This is a genomic window from Buchnera aphidicola str. Sg (Schizaphis graminum) (assembly GCF_000007365.1).
Classification (GTDB): domain Bacteria; phylum Pseudomonadota; class Gammaproteobacteria; order Enterobacterales; family Enterobacteriaceae; genus Buchnera; species Buchnera aphidicola.
Genome location: NC_004061.1, coordinates 268,122 through 285,847, shown reverse-complemented (window position 1 = coordinate 285,847; position 17,726 = coordinate 268,122). Strand labels below are relative to the sequence as shown.

The following is a 17,726-nucleotide window of genomic DNA, read 5'->3' as shown; positions in this document are numbered from 1 at the left end:
ATGCGTAATATATTGACTATTTTTTTATTAACAAGCACTTTTTTTACAGGTATATTATGGATCATTGATCATATTCTATTAATTAAAAATTACTTTTATAATAAAAAAAAAACAAAAAATAATAATACAATTTTAATAAATAAAGTGATTTTAGAAAATAAAAAATGTTTTTTTCGATCTTTATCATCTCTATTTCCAACTTTTTTTATTGTTTTCATAATACGTTCCTTTATTTATGAACCTTTTCAAATTCCTTCAGGTTCAATGATGCCGACTCTTTTGATAGGAGATTTTATTTTAGTAAAAAAATTTTCATACGGTATTAAGGAACCTATTACTAATAAAACTATAATTAAAATGAATCTTCCTCAACGTGGTGATATTGTAGTTTTTAAACATCCTAAAAATAATATTGATTATATAAAACGTGTAGTAGGATTACCTGGAGATAAAATTCAATATGATATAAATAGAAAAAAAATAAAAATTTGTATTAATTATACTAATCAAAAAAACTGTGAAAACAAGTTGTTTATTACATATTCTAAACCTAAATTAAGCAACTTTTTTCAGAAAATATATCTTTTGAAATCAAGAACAAATGAAGAAGAGAAAGTATACAATTCTATTTATTTTAAGAAAGTTGAAGAAAAAATTAATAATTTAAAACATAATATACTGATATTAGACGGAATTAACAGTAAAATAAACGATTATTATCAGCAAAAGGGTATGCCTAAATTAATATGGATAGTACCTAAGAATAAATATTTTATGATGGGGGATAATCGTGATAATAGTTTAGATAGTCGTTATTGGGGTTTTGTACCTGAAGAGAATTTATTAGGAAAAGCTACAAAAATATGGATGAGTTTTGAAAAAAAAGAAAATGAATGGCCTACAGGTATACGTATTAAAAGAATTGGAAACATATATTAAAAATAATAATTAATATAGCAGAATATAATCAGTATTATATATTAATATTTGAAATATATCTTCAATGTTATCAAAATTTTACTGTTTTTCCTGTTATATGTAAAAATCAATTAAAATATTATTGAAATTGGTATAACATGAACCATATCGTAGCAAATAAAATACAGCAAATATTAGGATATACCTTTACTCATCAAGAGTTGTTAAAACAGGCATTAACCCATCGTAGTGCAAGTAGTAAACATAATGAAAGACTCGAATTTTTAGGAGATTCAATTCTAAGCTTTGTAATTGCTAATGCTTTATATCAGCATTTTCCGTATATTGATGAAGGTGATATGAGTCGTATGAGAGCTACTTTAGTAAGAGGTAATACCTTAGCAGAAATAGCATATGAATTTGATTTAGGAGAATATCTCCAATTAGGTCAAGGTGAATTGAAAAGCGGAGGTTTCCGTCGTGAATCTATTTTAGCTAATACTGTAGAAGCTTTAATCGGTAGTATTTATTTAGATAGTAATATTAAAACAGTAGAAGAATTAATACTTAAATGGTACGAAAAACGTTTAGAAAAAATCAGTCCTGGAGACACACAAAAAGATCCTAAGACACGATTGCAAGAATATTTACAATCTAAACATTTATCCTTACCTTCATATTTTATTGTTGAAGTTTATGGCGAAGCACACAATCAATTGTTTACTATTCATTGTGAAGTGAGTACACTTTCAACAAGTTTCATTGGTAAAGGTACAAGTAGAAGAAAAGCAGAACAAGATGCAGCAAGAAAAGCATTAATTAAATTAGGTGTAGAGTGAAAAAAAGAAAACAATATTGCGGATACATAGCGATTGTTGGTAAGCCAAATGTGGGTAAATCAACTTTAATTAACGAAATAATCGAGAATGAAATTTCTATTACATCAAAAAAGAAAAATACAACACAAAAAAACATCCTAGGTATAAAAACAAAACAATTACATCAATTTATCTACGTAGATACACCAGGAATATATTTGAATAACGAAAAAGATGATAGTTTTAAAATTATAAAAAGTTCAATATTAATTTTATTTATTGTAGATCGTACTGTCTGGAAAACAGATGACGAAATAGTGTTAAATAAAATTAAAAAAAATAAGATTCCAATTATTTGTGTTATCAATAAGATTGATAAAATTTTAGATAAAAGTATAATTTTACCACATATTAATTTTCTTTTAAAAAAAATTAATCCAATAGAAATTATACCTATTTCGGCAAAAAAAAGAGAAAATATAGTTCTTTTAGAAAATTTAATATACCCCTATTTACCAAATAACAATCATATTTTTCCTAAAAAATATATTACAACACATTCTTTATCTTTTTCAATATCTGAAATCATTCGTCAAAAGTTAATATTTTTTTTAAGAGATGAATTACCTTCAATAATAACAGTAAAAATTGAATCAATTGAGGAAAAATTCAAAAAAAAACTGTATATTAGAGCTGCAATTTATGTAAAACATGAAAGACAAAAAAAAATTATTATTGGAAAAAAAGCTGAAGGGATTAAAAAAATTAGTATTGCATCTAGGTTAGATATTGAAAAAAAAATAAATATGAAAATATATCTTATAATATGGGTGAAGGTGAAAATTAAAAAATAGTTTTTAAAATTAGTTAAAATACTTAAAAATTTTAACTAATTTTAAAAATCAAACTAAACATTTTACTAAAACAAAGGAAATTTTACTACTAAAATGTCTATTATTGGTATAGGAACAGATATTATAGAAATTTTTCGTATTAAAAATATTGTTTACAATTTTAAAGATAAATTAGCTGAAAGAATTTTATCAGTGCAAGAATTGGAAAAATATAAAGTCAATAAAAACCCCATAAAATTTCTTGCTAAAAGATTTGCAGTTAAAGAAGCAGCTTCTAAAGCTTTAGGAACAGGGATAAGTTATGGAATAAAATTTAATCAAATAGAATTATATAATAATAATTTAGGTAAACCAAAATTACGTTTTTTAAAATATGCTTTACAAAAATCTGAAGAGATGAAATGTAAATCTATATTTGTCAGTATATCTGATGAGAAATTGTACGCATGTGCATTAGTTATTTTAGAAAAATAATTATTTTTAAGAAAAAGGGTATAAATTAAAATCTTTTATTTTTAAAAAAATTGCTTAATATCTTAGCACATTCATTTCTCATTATGTGTTTTTTTATTTTTAATTTATTTTTTTCTAGATTTATAAAAATTTTTTTTAAAAAGGGGTTTTTTTTTAAATCTTTATAACTTGCACCAAATACTAATCTTTTAATACGACTATTTATAATAGCTCCACAACACATCATACATGGTTGTAATGTGACATATAACGTTGTATTTACTAATCTATAATTTTTTATGTTTCTACCTGCTTCACGTAAAGCTATAATTTCTGCGTGAGCAGTAGAATCATTTTGAGAAATAACACTATTCCATCCCGTTCCTATTATTTTTTCTTGAAAAACAAGTATTGCACCTATAGGTACCTCTCCATTTTCTTCTGCATAATATGCATATTTTAAAGCAATTTTCATCCAATAGCTATCGCGATTACTTTTCATAAAATATTTTTAATTCTGAAATTTAACTTTCTTTAAAATTTTTAATTTTTCTTTTTTCCATTCGTTTTGTTTTTCACTCGCTCTTTTATCTATTTTAGTTTTTCCCTTAGCTAATCCAAAATTTAATTTACACCAAGATTTTTCCCAAAACAAAGATAATGCAACTAATGTAGAACCTATTTTATTTTTTTTATTACATAAATATTGAATTTCATTTTTATGCAAAAGTAATTTTCTTTTTCTAGAAGAATCACACGATACATAATTCGAAGATGTATGTAAAGGTTGAACAATAGAATTATAAAGATACATTTCATTCAAATTATCATTATTAATGTAACTTTCAATAATATTTACTTGTCCTAATCGAATTGATTTTACTTCCCATCCCATTAATACAAGACCTGATTGAAATACTTCCTCTATAAAATAGTTATAGTACGCTTTTTTATTTTTACAAATGATAGATGATTTTAAACAACGTTTTTTTTTATAAGACATAATTAGATGTAATCCGAAAAAACTTATATTTAAATATTTTTTAAAAAATTTTACTTATATATATTGATTTATTTTTAAAAGTTTGTTAGAAAGAGTTTATTAAAAAATAAATTTAAGAAATTATGAATATTATTAAAGTTAAGGTAGTTTATGCCTTACCAGATATTCAATATATTAAAGAAGTTCATATTGATTCCAATTCAACTGTAAAAGATGCTATATTAGCTTCAAATTTACTTAATACAGTAAAAAATATTCAATTTTATAAAAATAATGTAGGAATTTATAATAAGTTAGTACATTTAAATGAAAATGTAAAAAATGGAGATCGAATTGAAATTTATAGGAATTTAATAATCGATCCCAAAGAACGAAGAAGAAAAAGATCAAATATTTGTTTAAAAAAATAAAAAATTAATTATTTTTTCTTTTTGAAACAATAACCATAGCAGGGCGCAATAAACGAGCTTTATGAAGCATATAACCAGATTGCATAACATCTACTACATGATTATCTTCTATTTCATCATTATAATTAATAGACATGGCTTGATGAATTTCTGGATCAAATGAAATGTTTTTTTCATTAATTTTTGACACATTAAATTCACTTAAAATTTCTTCTAATAAGGAAAAAATAAAATTCATTTTATTAATAATTTCTAAATAAAATGCTTCTTTTTTATCTTTAATTACACTTAGAGCACGTTCGATATTGTCTATAATCGGAAGAAATTCAATTATTACTTTTTCTAAAGAAAACTTTCTAGATTTTTCTATATCACTATTTAAACGATAATTTAATTTTAAAATTTCTTCATGATTCTTTAATTGCATATTAATAATTTTTTCTTGCGATTTCTTTAACTTTATTTCTAATAAATCTATTATTTTGTTTTGAACGTCATCATTTTTTTCTTTTTCTTCTTTTTTTAAATTATTAATTTTTTCTTCTTTTTTTAAATTATTAATTTTTTCTTCTTTTTTTAAATTATTAATTTTTTCTTCTTTTTTATTTTTCATAAATGTACCTTTTTTACAATTTAATACATATTTATTGATGTAATTTTATAGTATTTTTTATAAAAAACAATTTTTTAATTTTTGAAATTAGTATTATTATTTTTTAATAAGAGGTGAAATATAAGATATTGACATATCCCATGGTTGTTCTATCCATATGTTTTGATCAATGTCGATAATATAATCATCTACTAATAATCGACCTAACGGTTTTGCAAAAATAGTTACAAAGTATGCTTTTGGGTACAAATTACGAATAATTTTTGCTGTCCCTCCTGTGTCAACAAGATCGTCTACAACAATAATCTTTTCTCCATCGCCCCTTGCTTTTTTAATTATTTTTCTATTTTTTTGTAAACAATCATAATTATAGCTTGCAATACATACGGTGTCTACACATCGAATACCTAATTCCCTTGCTAATATAGCAGAGGGGACAAGACCTCCCCGGCTTACAGCAATTATCCCGTTCCAAGCATTTTTTGTTTTAAGTAGTCGATGAGCTAGTATTCTAGTATGAATTTGAAGCATATCCCAAGTAACAATATATTTCTCACTCATAAAAAAAAAATCCAAAACTATAAAATAGTATTTATTAGAAAAGTGGAAATAATTTGTAATTATTGTAGGATTTATAATTATTAAAATAAAAGTCAATGATTAATTAGTTTATTTTTTTCATTTCTTTTTCAATAATTAATATTAATATATGAATAATCTTAATATGCATTTCTTGTATTCGGTCTGAATAACCATGATATGGAATACAAATTTCTACATCAGATAAATGTTTAACTTGACCTCCATCATTTCCCGTTAAAACAATTACTTTCATTTTTTTTCTATGTGCAGTCTGTATTGCATTAATAATATTAATAGAGTTTCCGGAAGTAGAAATTGCTAGAAGTACGTCGTTAGGCAAACCAATACTTTCTATATAACGTGAAAATATTTGATCATATCCAAAATCATTTCCTATTGCAGAAATATGACCAACATCAGAAATAGGTATTGCAGCGTATCCGGGTCTTTTTTCTCGATAAAGACCAGTTAATTCTTCAGAAAAATGAACTGCATCACAATGAGAACCACCGTTTCCACATGAAATTACTTTATTTTTGTTTTTAAAGGATTTTGCAATTAAGATAGCTGCCTTTTCAATATTTTCTATTTGCTCTTCGTTTTTTAAAAAATTTTTTAATATTTTTAATGCAGCATCTAATTCAGAAGAAATAATTTTTTTATACATTTTTGAATGTTCTTAAAATTTAAAAAAATAGAAAAAATTATTAAAGAGAATTATTTTTTTCGGTGCGGACGGGATTCGAACCCGCGACCCCCGGCGTGACAGGCCGGTATTCTAACCGACTGAACTACCGCACCTTTATTATTAATATTTATACATTGTACATATTTTAAAAAAATGAGTCAATCATCTTTTTATAGTTATTCATAATTTACTACGAAATAGACATTATTTTTCTTTTAAAAATTTTAAATATTCATTATGAAGTTTTAATTCTGTTTTATTTGCTTTTATTATTTTTAAAAAACGATGTTTTTTTGTTATTGATTTTTTAATATATCTAAAATTTCTTTCATTTTGGATATTTTTATTAAATATAATTGATTCTTGACCACTAGTCATTAAAAGATATAATTTACCTAATAGAAAAGCATCTAAAATAGCACCATGTAAAACTCTATGAGAATTTTTTATTTTATAACGCATACATAATGCGTCTAAGGTATTTTTTTTACCAGGAAATAATTTTCTAGCTATCTTTAATGTATCTATAATATTACAAAAATTTGATATATCTTGTATTTTTTTAGTTAACATTGAAAATTCTTGATTTATGAAACCTACATCAAAAGATGCATTATGAATTATTAATTCTGAATTTTTTATATAATTAAAAAAATCTTTAGCTATGTCTTTAAAAGATGGTTTATCTGATAAAAAATCATCAGTAATACCATGAATTTTTGAAGCGTCAGATTCTATCAATCTATTAGGTTTAATATAAGTATGAAATTTTTTCCCTGTAAAACGACGATTAATTATTTCAATGGCACCAATTTCAATAATTCTATGATTAAGATAAGGTGGACCTACACTATTCATTCCTGTTGTTTCAGTATCTAAAACAATTATTCTTTGTGTATTATTCATCATAAATGATCTATTTAAGTTATTTAATATTGGAATAATTATTAAAATGTTAAAATTAGTTAAAATGTTTTCAGATGGTTCTTGTTTAGGAAATCCTGGATCAGGTGGATATGGTACAATATTACGTTATAAATTACATGAAAAGATATTAACTTCCGGTTTTTTTTTAACTACAAATAATAGAATGGAATTAATGGGTGTAATATGTGGTTTAGAATCTCTTAAAGAATCTTGCATAGTTGAAATTACAATTGACAGTCAATATGTAAAGCAAGGTATTACAAATTGGATTGCTACATGGGAGAAAAAGAAATGGAAAACAACTAAAAAAAAATTAATAAAAAATTTAGATTTATGGTTACGTATCAATGCTGTTATAAAAAATCATCATATTACATGGTTTTGGGTTAAAGCCCATATGGGTCATTTAGAAAACGAAAGATGTGATAAAATAGCACGTCAATCTGCTCAAAGTCCTTCAGTTAAAGATTTTTTTTATGAAAATAACTTTTATCAAAACAAAAATTTATAAAATTTTTTTTAATGGAATTAAACATGATTTTAACAAGTATTTCTGTATTAAAAGATAATTACGTTTGGATTCTATACAACGATAATTGTTCTTGTATAATTATTGATCCTGGTGTTTCAGAAGATATAATAAAAAAAATAGAAAAAAAAAATTGGAAACTAATAGCAATTTTATTAACTCATAATCATATTGATCATGTAGGAGGAGTAGAAGAAATTATAAGAAGATATCCAAACGTAACTGTTTTTGGTCCTGAAGAAACAAAAACAAGAAATGTAAATAAAATTGTAAAACAAGGAGATGTAATAAAATTGTTAAAAAGTGAAATTCATGTTTTTCTTACACCAGGTCATACGTTAGGACATGTTTCATATTATTTAAAACCATATATTTTTTGCGGAGATACTTTATTTTCAGGAGGTTGCGGTCGTGTTTTTAAAAATAAATTTTTTGATATGTATCAATCTATTAATTTTATAAAATCATTACCAAAAAAAACAATTTTATGTTGTTCTCATGAATATACTCTATCTAATTTAAATTTCGCTATGTCTATTCTCCCATTTGATAAAAAAATAAAAAAATACTATAAGAAAATAAAAAAGCATATTTCTCAGAATAAGACAAGTCTTCCAGTTTCTCTTGAAACTGAAAAAAAAATAAATATTTTTTTAAGAACAAATGAGAAGACAATTAAAAAAGCAATGGGGTTAAAAAAAGACACGAGCAGCTTTGAGGTTTTTATTTTACTAAGGAAAGAGAAAGATGATTTTTAATTGGAGCTAAGCGGGATTGAACCGCTGACCTCCTGCGTGCAAGGCAGGCGCTCTCCCAGCTGAGCTATAGCCCCCAGATAATGTTTACTATGGTAGGCCTGAGTGGAGTTGAACCACCGACCTCACCCTTATCAGGGGTGCGCTCTTACCATCTGAGCTACAAGCCTTTATTAAACAAAATTTTATTAGATAATTTGTGTGGGCACTTTCAAAAAAAGTATATATTTTTAAGGAGGTGATCCAACCGCAGGTTCCCCTACGGTTACCTTGTTACGACTTCACCCCAGTCATGAATCACAAAGTGGTAGACGCCTTCCACTTTCGTGGTTAGGAAATCTGCTTCTTTTGCAACCCACTCCCATGGTGTGACGGGCGGTGTGTACAAGGCCCGGGAACGTATTCACCGTGGCATTCTGATCCACGATTACTAGCGATTCCGACTTCGTGGAGTCGAGTTGCAGACTCCAGTCCGGACTACGATTTACTTTATGAGGTTTGCTTGTCTTTACAGATTTGCTTCTCTTTGTATAAACCATTGTAGCACGTGTGTAGCCCTGGTCGTAAGGGCCATGATGACTTGACGTCGTCCCCACCTTCCTCCGGTTTATAACCGGCAGTCTCCTCTGAGTTCCCGGCCGAACCGCTGGCAACAGGGGATAAGGGTTGCGCTCGTTGCGGGACTTAACCCAACATTTCACAACACGAGCTGACGACAGCCATGCAGCACCTGTCTCACAGTTCCCGAAGGCACTTTTTTATTTCTAAAAAATTCTGTGGATGTCAAGACCAGGTAAGGTTTTTCGCGTTGCATCGAATTAAACCACATGCTCCACCGCTTGTGCGGGCCCCCGTCAATTCATTTGAGTTTTAGCCTTGCGGCCGTACTCCCCAGGCGGTCGACTTAACGCGTTAGCTTCGGAAGTCACTTCTCTTGGAAACAACCTCCAAGTCGACATCGTTTACGGCATGGACTACCAGGGTATCTAATCCTGTTTGCTCCCCACGCTTTCGCACCTCAGTGTCAGTATTCGTTTAGGAGGCCGCTTTCGCCACGGGTATTCCTCCAGATATCTACGCATTTCACCGCTACACCTAGAATTCTACCTCCCTCTACGATACTCTAGCATTTCAGTTTCAAATGCAGTTCCTAGGTTAAGCCTAGGGATTTCACATCTGACTTAAAAAACCACCTACGTGCTCTTTACGCCCAGTAATTCTGATTAACGCTCGCACCCTCCGTATTACCGCGGCTGCTGGCACGGAGTTAGCCGGTGCTTCTTCTGCGGGTAACGTCACAAAATAAAATTATTAGTTTTAATTTTTTCCTCCCCGCTGAAAGTACTTTACAACCCTAAGGCCTTCTTCATACACGCGGCATAGCTGCATCAGGCTTTCGCCCATTGTGCAATATTCCCCACTGCTGCCTCCCGTAGGAGTCTGGACCGTGTCTCAGTTCCAGTGTGGCTGGTTATCCTCTCAGACCAGCTAGAGATCGTTGCCTTGGTAAGCTTTTACCTTACCAACAAGCTAATCTCGTCTGGGTTCATCCAAAAGCATGAGGCCTTTAAAAAAGGTCCCCCACTTTGGTTTTTCAACTTTATGCGGTATTAGCTACCATTTCTAGTAGTTATCCCCCTCTTTTGGGCAGATCCCCAGATATTACTCACCCGTTTGCCGCTCGCCGACAAGAAAGCAAGCTTTCTTTTCGCTGCCGCTCGACTTGCATGTGTTAGGCTTGCCGCCAGCGTTCAATCTGAGCCATGATCAAACTCTTCAGTTTTAAAATCTTTTTTCTTAAAGAAAAAATAACTTTAAGATTTTTTTAAAAAAGTAATCTTGTACTTAATTTTCTGTGCCCACACAGATTATCTAATTATTTTGTTAAAGAGCGTTGTTTTTAAACTTTATATGAGATTACATTTTTTTTATCGTGTTGTCAACCTTTTTTAATAAAATTAATTTTTAATTTTATAAAAAAATTTATTAAAGTAAGTTATATTAATAAAGAGAAAGAAATTATAATAACATTATAAATAAAAAATATTAAGACGAATTAAAATAATATATTGTATTTAACGACATTTAAAAAAAATTTATAGCAAATCTTGTTTTCTAAAAATTTATTTTTTTAATTTATTAAAAAGGTTATTTATTTATGAATATAAAATATCTAATAAAAAAAGATATTGAACAAGCTTTAATCAAAATTAATAGTAATTACACTTATGAAGTATTTATTATATCAAGTAAAAAAATAGAACTTGGTCATTATCAAGTTGACAATCTAATGAAAATATCTTCTAGATTGAAAATAAAACCCTATAAATTATTTCAAAAAATACTGATTCTTATAGAAAAAAAAAAGATCTATAAAAAAATAATTTTTTCACATCCAGGATTTATTAACATTTTTATTAAAAATGAATGGTTATCTGAAAAATTAGAAATACCATTTATTTCATCTCGTCTTGGTGTCAAATATATTTATCCTAAAAAAAATATTGTAATAGATTATTCTTCTCCCAATATTGCAAAAGAAATGCATGTTGGACATTTAAGATCAACTATAATAGGAGACGTTACAGTAAGAATACTAGAATTTTTAGGACAAAAGGTAATTAGAGCAAATCATATTGGAGATTGGGGGACACAATTTGGTATACTCATTGCGTATTTAGAAGATAAAAAATTATTAAAAAAATTAAAAAAAAATCTTCTTTCACTTCAAGATTTAGACAATATTTATTGTCAATCAAAAAAACAATACAATTCAAATGAACTATTTTCAAAAAAATCTAGAGAATTTGTAGTAAAATTACAAAATGGAGATCAATATTGTTGTGCTATTTGGAAAAAATTAGTATCAATAACTATGTTAGAAAATTACAAAATATATAAAAAACTTAATGTAACATTGGAAGAAAAACATACTATGGGTGAAAGTTTCTATAACCCAATGCTTCCGAAAATTGTAGAAGATCTTAAAAAACAAAAAATAGCTATTGAAAAAAATGGAGCTGTTATTGTTTTTCTTGATGAGTTTAAAAACAGGATGGGAGACTCCATGGGAGTTATAATCCGAAAAAAAGACAAAGGTTTTTTATATTCTACTACTGATATTGCTTGCCTTAAATATAGGTATCAAAACTTACATGCTGATCGAATCATATATTATACTGATTCTCGTCAATATCAACATCTTCTACAATCATGGACTATTGCTGAAAAAGCTAATTATATATCTAAAAATTTATTATTAGAACATCATATGTTTGGAATGATGTTATCTAAAAATAGACGTCCTTTTAAAACTCGTGACGGAAATACAATTAAACTTTCTAATCTACTTAATGAATCTATAAATAGAGCTACTAATTTAATTCAAAAAAAACAACCTAACTTATGCAAAAAAAAATTAATCAAATTAGGGGAAATAATTGGAATAAGTGCTGTAAAATATTCTGATCTATCTAAAAATAGAAACACTAATTATATATTTGATTGGGACAAAATGCTAAGTTTTGAAGGTAATACAGCGCCTTATATACAATACGCTTATACAAGAATTATATCTATTTTAAAAAAGTCAAATATTCCATTACATAAAATAAAAATGAAAATTATTCTTAATGAAGAAAGTGAAATTAACTTAGCTATTAAAATACTAGAATTTGAAGAAATCATTCTATTAATAGCTAAAAATGGAACTCCTCATATTATGTGTAAATATCTTTATCAACTCTCTACGTATTTTTCTCATTTTTATGAAAACTGTTCAATTCTCTTTTCTGAAAAAATAAAAATTCGAAAAAGCAGGATTAAATTATCTTTTTTAACAGCAAAAACAATAAAAAAAGGACTGAATTTATTAGGAATTAAAACAATAAAAAAAATGTAAAAAAATAATTTATTTTTTTTAAAAAAATCAGTAAGGTGGGGAAATAACGCAGTACTAAAAACGTACTACCTAAAACCACACCAATCTGAATTTATAAAATAAAATTAACTACCGATTATACTAGTCATTTTTACTTTTTTTATATCCGTTACTTCAAATTGAGATAAAACTGTTAATTCTGGAAACTTTTTTCGCAAAATTTTCGACAAAAAAAATCGAAGAGGATGAGTGACTAATAATACAATAGGAGCATTTATTAATTTTTGTTTTTCAATAGCTTCTTGAGTTTTAATCATAAGTAATTCAAATAAACTTGGTTCTATAGTATTATTTTGTCCTTTTAGATTATCTAATAGTAATTGTTCTAAATTTTTTTCTAAACCTATTATTTCAATAATATCTTTTTTATAAAACAATTTTTGTGTAATAATTTTACTTAATGCAATACGAACTAAACTAGTTAATTCATTTGGATCTTTTTGATCAATAGAAAATTCTGATAATGTTTCTAAAATTGTTCTCATATCTCGTATTGGTACTTCTTCTAAAAGTAAATTTTTTAAAATTTTGTGTAAAATCGTTAAATTTATTATGTTAGGTATTAAATCTTCAGTTAATTTTGGCATTTCTAAATTAACATGATCTAATAATTGTTGAGCTTCTTGACGACCGAATAATTCATCAATATGTTTAGAAATCAAAAAATTTAAATGCGTTGCAATAATAGCACTGGCTTCTACCACAGAGTAACCTTTTTTTTCTGCTTTATTTTTAAAGTTTAAATCGATCCAATAACCAGATAAACCAAAAGTAGGTTCATAAACCTCTTTAAATGGTAAAGGTTCCGTTTCTCTTCCTGAACGAATAGCCATATATTTTCCATAAAAACACGTACCTTGACCCACTTCTACTCCTTTGATAAAAATTTGATAACTAGTTCGTTTCAAATTTATATTATTTTTAATATGTACTAATGGAGGAAGAAATCCAATTTCTTGAGCAAATTTTTTGCGAATAATACGAATTTTATCTAATAAATCACCTTTTTTTTGAATGTCCACCATAGGTATTAAATTATACCCTATTTCTATTCTTATAGGATCTTCTAATTCAACATCATTCCAAGAAGCTTCAGAAATTGAATTTTCTCTTGATTTATATTTACTGTCAGAAATTAAAACATTTTTCTTAATATTATTTTTTTTTCTACTTAACCACCAAGAAAGAGATAATAGGGAAACGGTAAATACTAAGAATATGATGTTTGGCATTCCTGGAACTAAACCAAGAATACCTAAAACTATTGCACTCAGTAAAATTACCTGTGAATTGCAAAATAATTGACTTATCATTTGCTCACCAACATTTTGATTGGTACTTACACGTGTTACAATTACTCCAGCAGCTGTAGAAATAACTAAAGCTGGAATTTGAGCAACTAAACCATCTCCTATAGTTAATAAGGTATATACTTCTGCAGCTTTACCTAATAACATATTATGCTGAAAAAAACCTATAATTAGTCCTCCAAAAATATTAAGAACCATAATCAAAATACCGGCAATGGCATCTCCTCGAACAAATTTACTTGCACCATCCATTGATCCATAAAAATCAGCTTCTTTTGTTATTTTTAAACGACGTTTTTTAGCTTCTTCCTCCCCAATTAAACCTGCATTTAAATCAGCATCAATAGCCATTTGTTTTCCCGGCATTGCGTCTAATATAAATCTTGCTCCAACTTCTGCTATTCTTCCCGATCCTTTGGTAATTACCATAAAATTAATAATAACTAAAATAACAAAAACAACTATACCAATGGCAAAATTTCCTCCTACTAAAAAATGACCAAATGATTCTATTACCCGACCTGCTGAATGAGTCCCATTATGACCATTTAAAAATATTACACGTGTAGATGCAACGTTTAGTGCTAAACGTAACAATGTAGAAAACAGTAAAATTGTTGGAAAAGCAGCAAAATCTAAAGTATGTCGAGTAAACATTGAAACAAGTAAAATAATTATTGATAGAGCGATATTAAAGGTAAAAAAAACATCTAAAACAAATGGTGCTAATGGTAAGACCATCATGGATAAAATAATTAAAATTAAAACAGGACCTATTAGTGTTTGCCATTGTGTTTTTTTTAAATTTTGTATAATCCGAAAAAAAGAAGAAAAATTAATCATTACTTTCTCCTGTAACATTTAATTCTGATGGAACTGATATATTTTTAGGTTTTTCAGGGAAAATACCACCCTCTCTTTTCCATTTTTTCACTTTCCAAACCCATGCTAAAATTTCAGCTACAGCTTTATAAAGAGGACCTGGGATATATTGACCTATTTCTGAATAACGATATAATGCACGTGCTAAAGATGGAGAGGCAATAATAGCAATACCATTTTTAAGGGCAATTTTTTGTATTTTCATAGCTGTTGCACCAATACCCTTAGCTATTACCTTAGGAGCATTCATTTTATGAATATCATACTTAAGTGCAATTGCATAATGAATGGGATTAGTTATAATAACATCTGCTTTAGGAACATCTGAAATCATTCTTCTTCTTAAATTTATTTTCATTTGCTGTCGAATCCGTGCTTTTATTTGTGGACTTCCTTCTCTTTCCTTAAATTCATCTTTTATCTCTTGATGAGTCATTTTTAATTTTTTGTAATAACTCCATTGTCGCCAAAAAACGTCTAAAATTACAATCGGTATCAACCCTAGTATTATTAAAATACAGCAATAAAAAATTACATTAAACCCATCGAGTAACGAAGATGAAATATTTTTAGTACTTAAAAATAATATTTTATAAAAATAAATCCATAGATAAAAAATAGATATACAGCTAATTATAAATAACTTCAGTGTTGTTTTAAACAGTTCAATAAATATTTGAAAAGAAAAAAATTTTTTTAAACCATGTAATAAATTTAATCTTGCAAAATTCAATTTTAATGACGTAAAATTAAACTTTATACCACCAAATAAAATAGGAGGAATAATAATTATACAGATTAAAAATGAAAAAAATGGAAAAAAAACAATCAATATTTTTTTTATAAAAAAAAAGAAATTTAATGAAATATTTTGTTGGTTTGTAAGAATATTTTGATTAAAATTAAAACTATTAAACATAATAGTTTTTAATTCAAAAATAATTGAATATCTCGACCACCATAAATTAGACAGACCAAATATTAAAATTAACAAAGAGTTCAATTCACGTGAATATCTCGTCTCGCCTTTTTTTCTAAATTTTTTAATATGATGTTCTGTTGGCTGTTCTGTTTTTTCTTCATTTATATCGTGATTCATGTTAAATACTTTTAACCATTAAAGTTTTTTAATTAAAAAATTAATTTTAATTCAATAAAACTATATTTTTAAAAAAAATATTTTAAATACAATTTTATTATATAATAAGGTTATTAATCATAATTTAAAATAAACATTTTAAATATTTTTGAAATAAATATTTTATTTTAAAAAAAATTATTTTTATTCTTATAATCGAGACTTTTTTTATATGCGTGCAAGTAAATATTTATTCTCAACTTTAAAAGAAACACCACATCATGCAAAAATTATCAGTCATCAACTTATGCTAAAAAGTGGAATGATTAGAAAACTATCTTCAGGTATATATATTTGGCTTCCAACAGGTATCAGGGTATTAAATAAAATAAAAGACATTATCAAAAATGAAATGAGAAAAATAAATGCTTTAGAAGTTTTAATGCCAGTTGTACAACCTAAAAAACTATGGGAAAATAGTGGACGATTAAGTATATATGGAGAGGAATTATTTCAATTTTATGATCGACGTAATCAGAAATTTATATTAGGACCAACTAACGAAGAAGTCGTAACTAATTTTATTCGAAATGAAATTAATTCATTTAAAGAACTTCCTTTAATTATATATCAAATACAAACAAAATTTCGAGATGAAATAAGGCCTAGATTTGGTATTGTTAGATCCCGCGAATTTATTATGAAAGATGCTTATTCTTTCCATATTAATAAACATTGTTTGGAAAAAACTTATAATGATTTTTATCAAAGTTACATAAATATATTTAATAAAATAAAAATTCAATTTCGTGCAGTAAATGCTGATTCAGGATCTATGGGAGGAAGTATTTCTCATGAATTTCAAGCTTTGTCTGAAAATGGTGAAGATGAAATTGTTTTTTCAAAAAATACAGCATATGCTTCAAATATCAATACAGCAAAATCAATGCAAAGTATTAACTTTTTAAAAGAAAAAAATCGAATAATTCCGAATCAAATAAAAAGTAAAAAATGCACAAAAAATTTTAATGAATTTAAAAAACCCATTAAAAATTTTATAAAAACTATTTTAGTTCGTACTAAAATTAATAATCAACCTTCCTTAGCTGCTCTATTGATTCGTCAAGAACACGAATTAAATTTATTTAAAATAGAAGAAATCGATATAATTGAAAAACCATTATCATTTGTAAATGAAGAAGAAATAATCACTTTAATGGGAGTTAAATCAAAATTTTTAGGCCCTTTAGGATTGAAAATTCCTATTTTCGCTGACGTTTCTGTATATTATATGAAAGATTTTACTATTGGATCTAACATAAATGAAAAATTTTTTATTAATGTGAATTGGAATGTAGATCTTCCTATTCCAATTATTAAAGATATTAGAAATATAACAAAAAAAGATATAAGTTCAGATGGATCAAAATCTTTAGAAATTAAGAAAAGCATTGAAATTGGACATATTTTTCAATTAGGAAAAGAATATTCAAAAAAAATGAACGTACTAGTTCAAGAACAACACAATAACTATAAACATATACATATGGGGTGCTATGGTATAGGAATAACACGAATCGTTGCTTCTGTAATTGAACAAAATTATGATGATAATGGAATTATTTGGCCTGATTCTATCGCTCCCTTTCAAGTTGTAATCCTGCCTTTAAATACAAAAAATTGTATTAAAATAAAAGAAATTACAGAAAATTTATACAAAATTTTAAAAAAAGAAAAAATAGACGTTATTTTATACGATCGCAATGAAAGACCAGGCATTATGTTTAATCAAATAGATTTAATTGGAATTCCACATCAAATTATAATTAGTCCACGTCATATTAATGAAAATAAAGTTGAATATAGAGAAAGAAAAAATAACAAGAGTACCTTAATTAAGGTAAAAGAAATTACTTATTTTTTAAAAAAAAAATTAAACTTAATTTAAAAGAACAAATCAAATTTT

General features: G+C 26.6%; 17 protein-coding genes, 3 tRNA genes and 1 rRNA gene. 9 read left to right on the top strand and 12 right to left on the bottom strand.

The genetic code is table 11. The features are described from left to right. The 4 genes from lepB (at window position 1) to acpS (ending at window position 3,064) form a co-directional block, all read left to right on the top strand. On the top strand, window positions 1-939 hold the full coding sequence (gene lepB, locus BUSG_RS01325; protein WP_011053776.1) for a signal peptidase I: 939 nt from the start codon (window positions 1-3) through the stop codon (window positions 937-939). A gap of 137 nt (window positions 940-1,076) precedes the next feature. After that, the gene (rnc, locus tag BUSG_RS01320; RefSeq protein WP_011053775.1) at window positions 1,077-1,757 is read left to right on the top strand and encodes a ribonuclease III; all 681 of its coding nucleotides are present in this window, start codon (window positions 1,077-1,079) and stop codon (window positions 1,755-1,757) included. Continuing rightward, entirely contained in the window at window positions 1,754-2,590 is an 837-nt protein-coding gene (gene era, locus BUSG_RS01315; RefSeq protein WP_011053774.1) for a GTPase Era, read from the top strand. Before rnc ends, era begins: the two co-directional genes overlap by 4 nt. Before the next feature lie 93 nt (window positions 2,591-2,683). After that, window positions 2,684-3,064, top strand: a complete 381-nt coding sequence (gene acpS / locus BUSG_RS01310; RefSeq protein ID WP_011053773.1) for a holo-ACP synthase — start codon at window positions 2,684-2,686, stop codon at window positions 3,062-3,064. A gap of 25 nt (window positions 3,065-3,089) precedes the next feature. Here acpS and tadA read toward each other — a convergent pair whose 3' ends face one another. Further along, on the bottom strand, window positions 3,090-3,545 hold the full coding sequence (gene tadA / locus BUSG_RS01305) for a tRNA adenosine(34) deaminase TadA (RefSeq protein ID WP_011053772.1): 456 nt from the start codon (window positions 3,543-3,545) through the stop codon (window positions 3,090-3,092). A gap of 9 nt (window positions 3,546-3,554) precedes the next feature. Further along, entirely contained in the window at window positions 3,555-4,046 is a 492-nt protein-coding gene (gene smpB / locus BUSG_RS01300) for an SsrA-binding protein SmpB (RefSeq protein ID WP_011053771.1), read from the bottom strand. Between the two features lie 122 nt (window positions 4,047-4,168). On the opposite strand from smpB, the gene BUSG_RS01295 reads away from it, so the two are divergent. Next, window positions 4,169-4,456 (top strand): RnfH family protein, encoded by a 288-nt coding sequence (locus BUSG_RS01295; RefSeq protein WP_011053770.1) that lies wholly within the window; start codon window positions 4,169-4,171, stop codon window positions 4,454-4,456. A gap of 4 nt (window positions 4,457-4,460) precedes the next feature. Here the strand turns inward: BUSG_RS01295 and BUSG_RS01290 are convergent, their stop codons facing one another. From BUSG_RS01290 to dnaQ, 5 genes are all read right to left on the bottom strand, one after another. After that, complete coding sequence (locus tag BUSG_RS01290) at window positions 4,461-5,069, bottom strand: nucleotide exchange factor GrpE (RefSeq protein ID WP_011053769.1); 609 nt, start codon at window positions 5,067-5,069, stop codon at window positions 4,461-4,463. A gap of 96 nt (window positions 5,070-5,165) precedes the next feature. Next, entirely contained in the window at window positions 5,166-5,630 is a 465-nt protein-coding gene (gpt, locus tag BUSG_RS01285; protein ID WP_011053768.1) for a xanthine phosphoribosyltransferase, read from the bottom strand. A gap of 103 nt (window positions 5,631-5,733) precedes the next feature. Next, the gene (gene lpcA / locus BUSG_RS01280) at window positions 5,734-6,318 is read right to left on the bottom strand and encodes a D-sedoheptulose 7-phosphate isomerase (RefSeq protein WP_011053767.1); all 585 of its coding nucleotides are present in this window, start codon (window positions 6,316-6,318) and stop codon (window positions 5,734-5,736) included. 60 nt (window positions 6,319-6,378) lie between these two features. Then, a tRNA-Asp gene (locus BUSG_RS01275) sits at window positions 6,379-6,452 on the bottom strand. 91 nt (window positions 6,453-6,543) lie between these two features. Next, window positions 6,544-7,248, bottom strand: coding sequence for a DNA polymerase III subunit epsilon (dnaQ, locus tag BUSG_RS01270; protein ID WP_011053766.1), 705 nt, complete (start codon window positions 7,246-7,248; stop codon window positions 6,544-6,546). Window positions 7,249-7,291: 43 nt separating this feature from the next. Here dnaQ and rnhA point away from each other — a divergent pair, with 43 nt between their 5' ends. Together rnhA and gloB are read left to right on the top strand one after the other, a co-directional pair. Continuing rightward, window positions 7,292-7,777, top strand: a complete 486-nt coding sequence (gene rnhA, locus BUSG_RS01265; protein WP_011053765.1) for a ribonuclease HI — start codon at window positions 7,292-7,294, stop codon at window positions 7,775-7,777. A gap of 23 nt (window positions 7,778-7,800) precedes the next feature. Next, window positions 7,801-8,553: a hydroxyacylglutathione hydrolase gene (gene gloB, locus BUSG_RS01260; RefSeq protein ID WP_011053764.1), complete on the top strand. Its 753-nt coding sequence runs from the start codon at window positions 7,801-7,803 to the stop codon at window positions 8,551-8,553. A 1-nt stretch (window position 8,554) separates the two neighbouring features. Here gloB and BUSG_RS01255 read toward each other — a convergent pair. The 3 genes from BUSG_RS01255 to BUSG_RS01245 all read right to left on the bottom strand — a co-directional run bounded on the left by BUSG_RS01255 (window position 8,555) and on the right by BUSG_RS01245 (window position 10,333). Next, window positions 8,555-8,627, bottom strand: a tRNA-Ala gene (locus BUSG_RS01255). A 16-nt stretch (window positions 8,628-8,643) separates the two neighbouring features. Then, a tRNA-Ile gene (locus tag BUSG_RS01250) sits at window positions 8,644-8,720 on the bottom strand. A 61-nt stretch (window positions 8,721-8,781) separates the two neighbouring features. Further along, window positions 8,782-10,333: ribosomal RNA gene (locus BUSG_RS01245) — 16S ribosomal RNA — on the bottom strand. Window positions 10,334-10,708: 375 nt separating this feature from the next. Between BUSG_RS01245 and argS the strand changes: the two genes are divergently transcribed. After that, window positions 10,709-12,451, top strand: coding sequence for an arginine--tRNA ligase (gene argS, locus BUSG_RS01240; RefSeq protein WP_011053763.1), 1,743 nt, complete (start codon window positions 10,709-10,711; stop codon window positions 12,449-12,451). A gap of 104 nt (window positions 12,452-12,555) precedes the next feature. On the opposite strand, the gene flhA is transcribed toward argS, so the two are convergent. Next, window positions 12,556-14,643, bottom strand: coding sequence for a flagellar biosynthesis protein FlhA (gene flhA, locus BUSG_RS01235; RefSeq protein WP_011053762.1), 2,088 nt, complete (start codon window positions 14,641-14,643; stop codon window positions 12,556-12,558). After that, the gene (gene flhB, locus BUSG_RS01230; protein ID WP_011053761.1) at window positions 14,636-15,781 is read right to left on the bottom strand and encodes a flagellar biosynthesis protein FlhB; all 1,146 of its coding nucleotides are present in this window, start codon (window positions 15,779-15,781) and stop codon (window positions 14,636-14,638) included. The genes flhA and flhB overlap by 8 nt, the downstream gene beginning before the upstream one ends. Before the next feature lie 211 nt (window positions 15,782-15,992). Here flhB and BUSG_RS01225 point away from each other — a divergent pair, with 211 nt between their 5' ends. After that, the gene (locus BUSG_RS01225) at window positions 15,993-17,708 is read left to right on the top strand and encodes a proline--tRNA ligase (protein ID WP_011053760.1); all 1,716 of its coding nucleotides are present in this window, start codon (window positions 15,993-15,995) and stop codon (window positions 17,706-17,708) included. The last annotated feature ends 18 nt before the right edge of the window (window positions 17,709-17,726 follow it).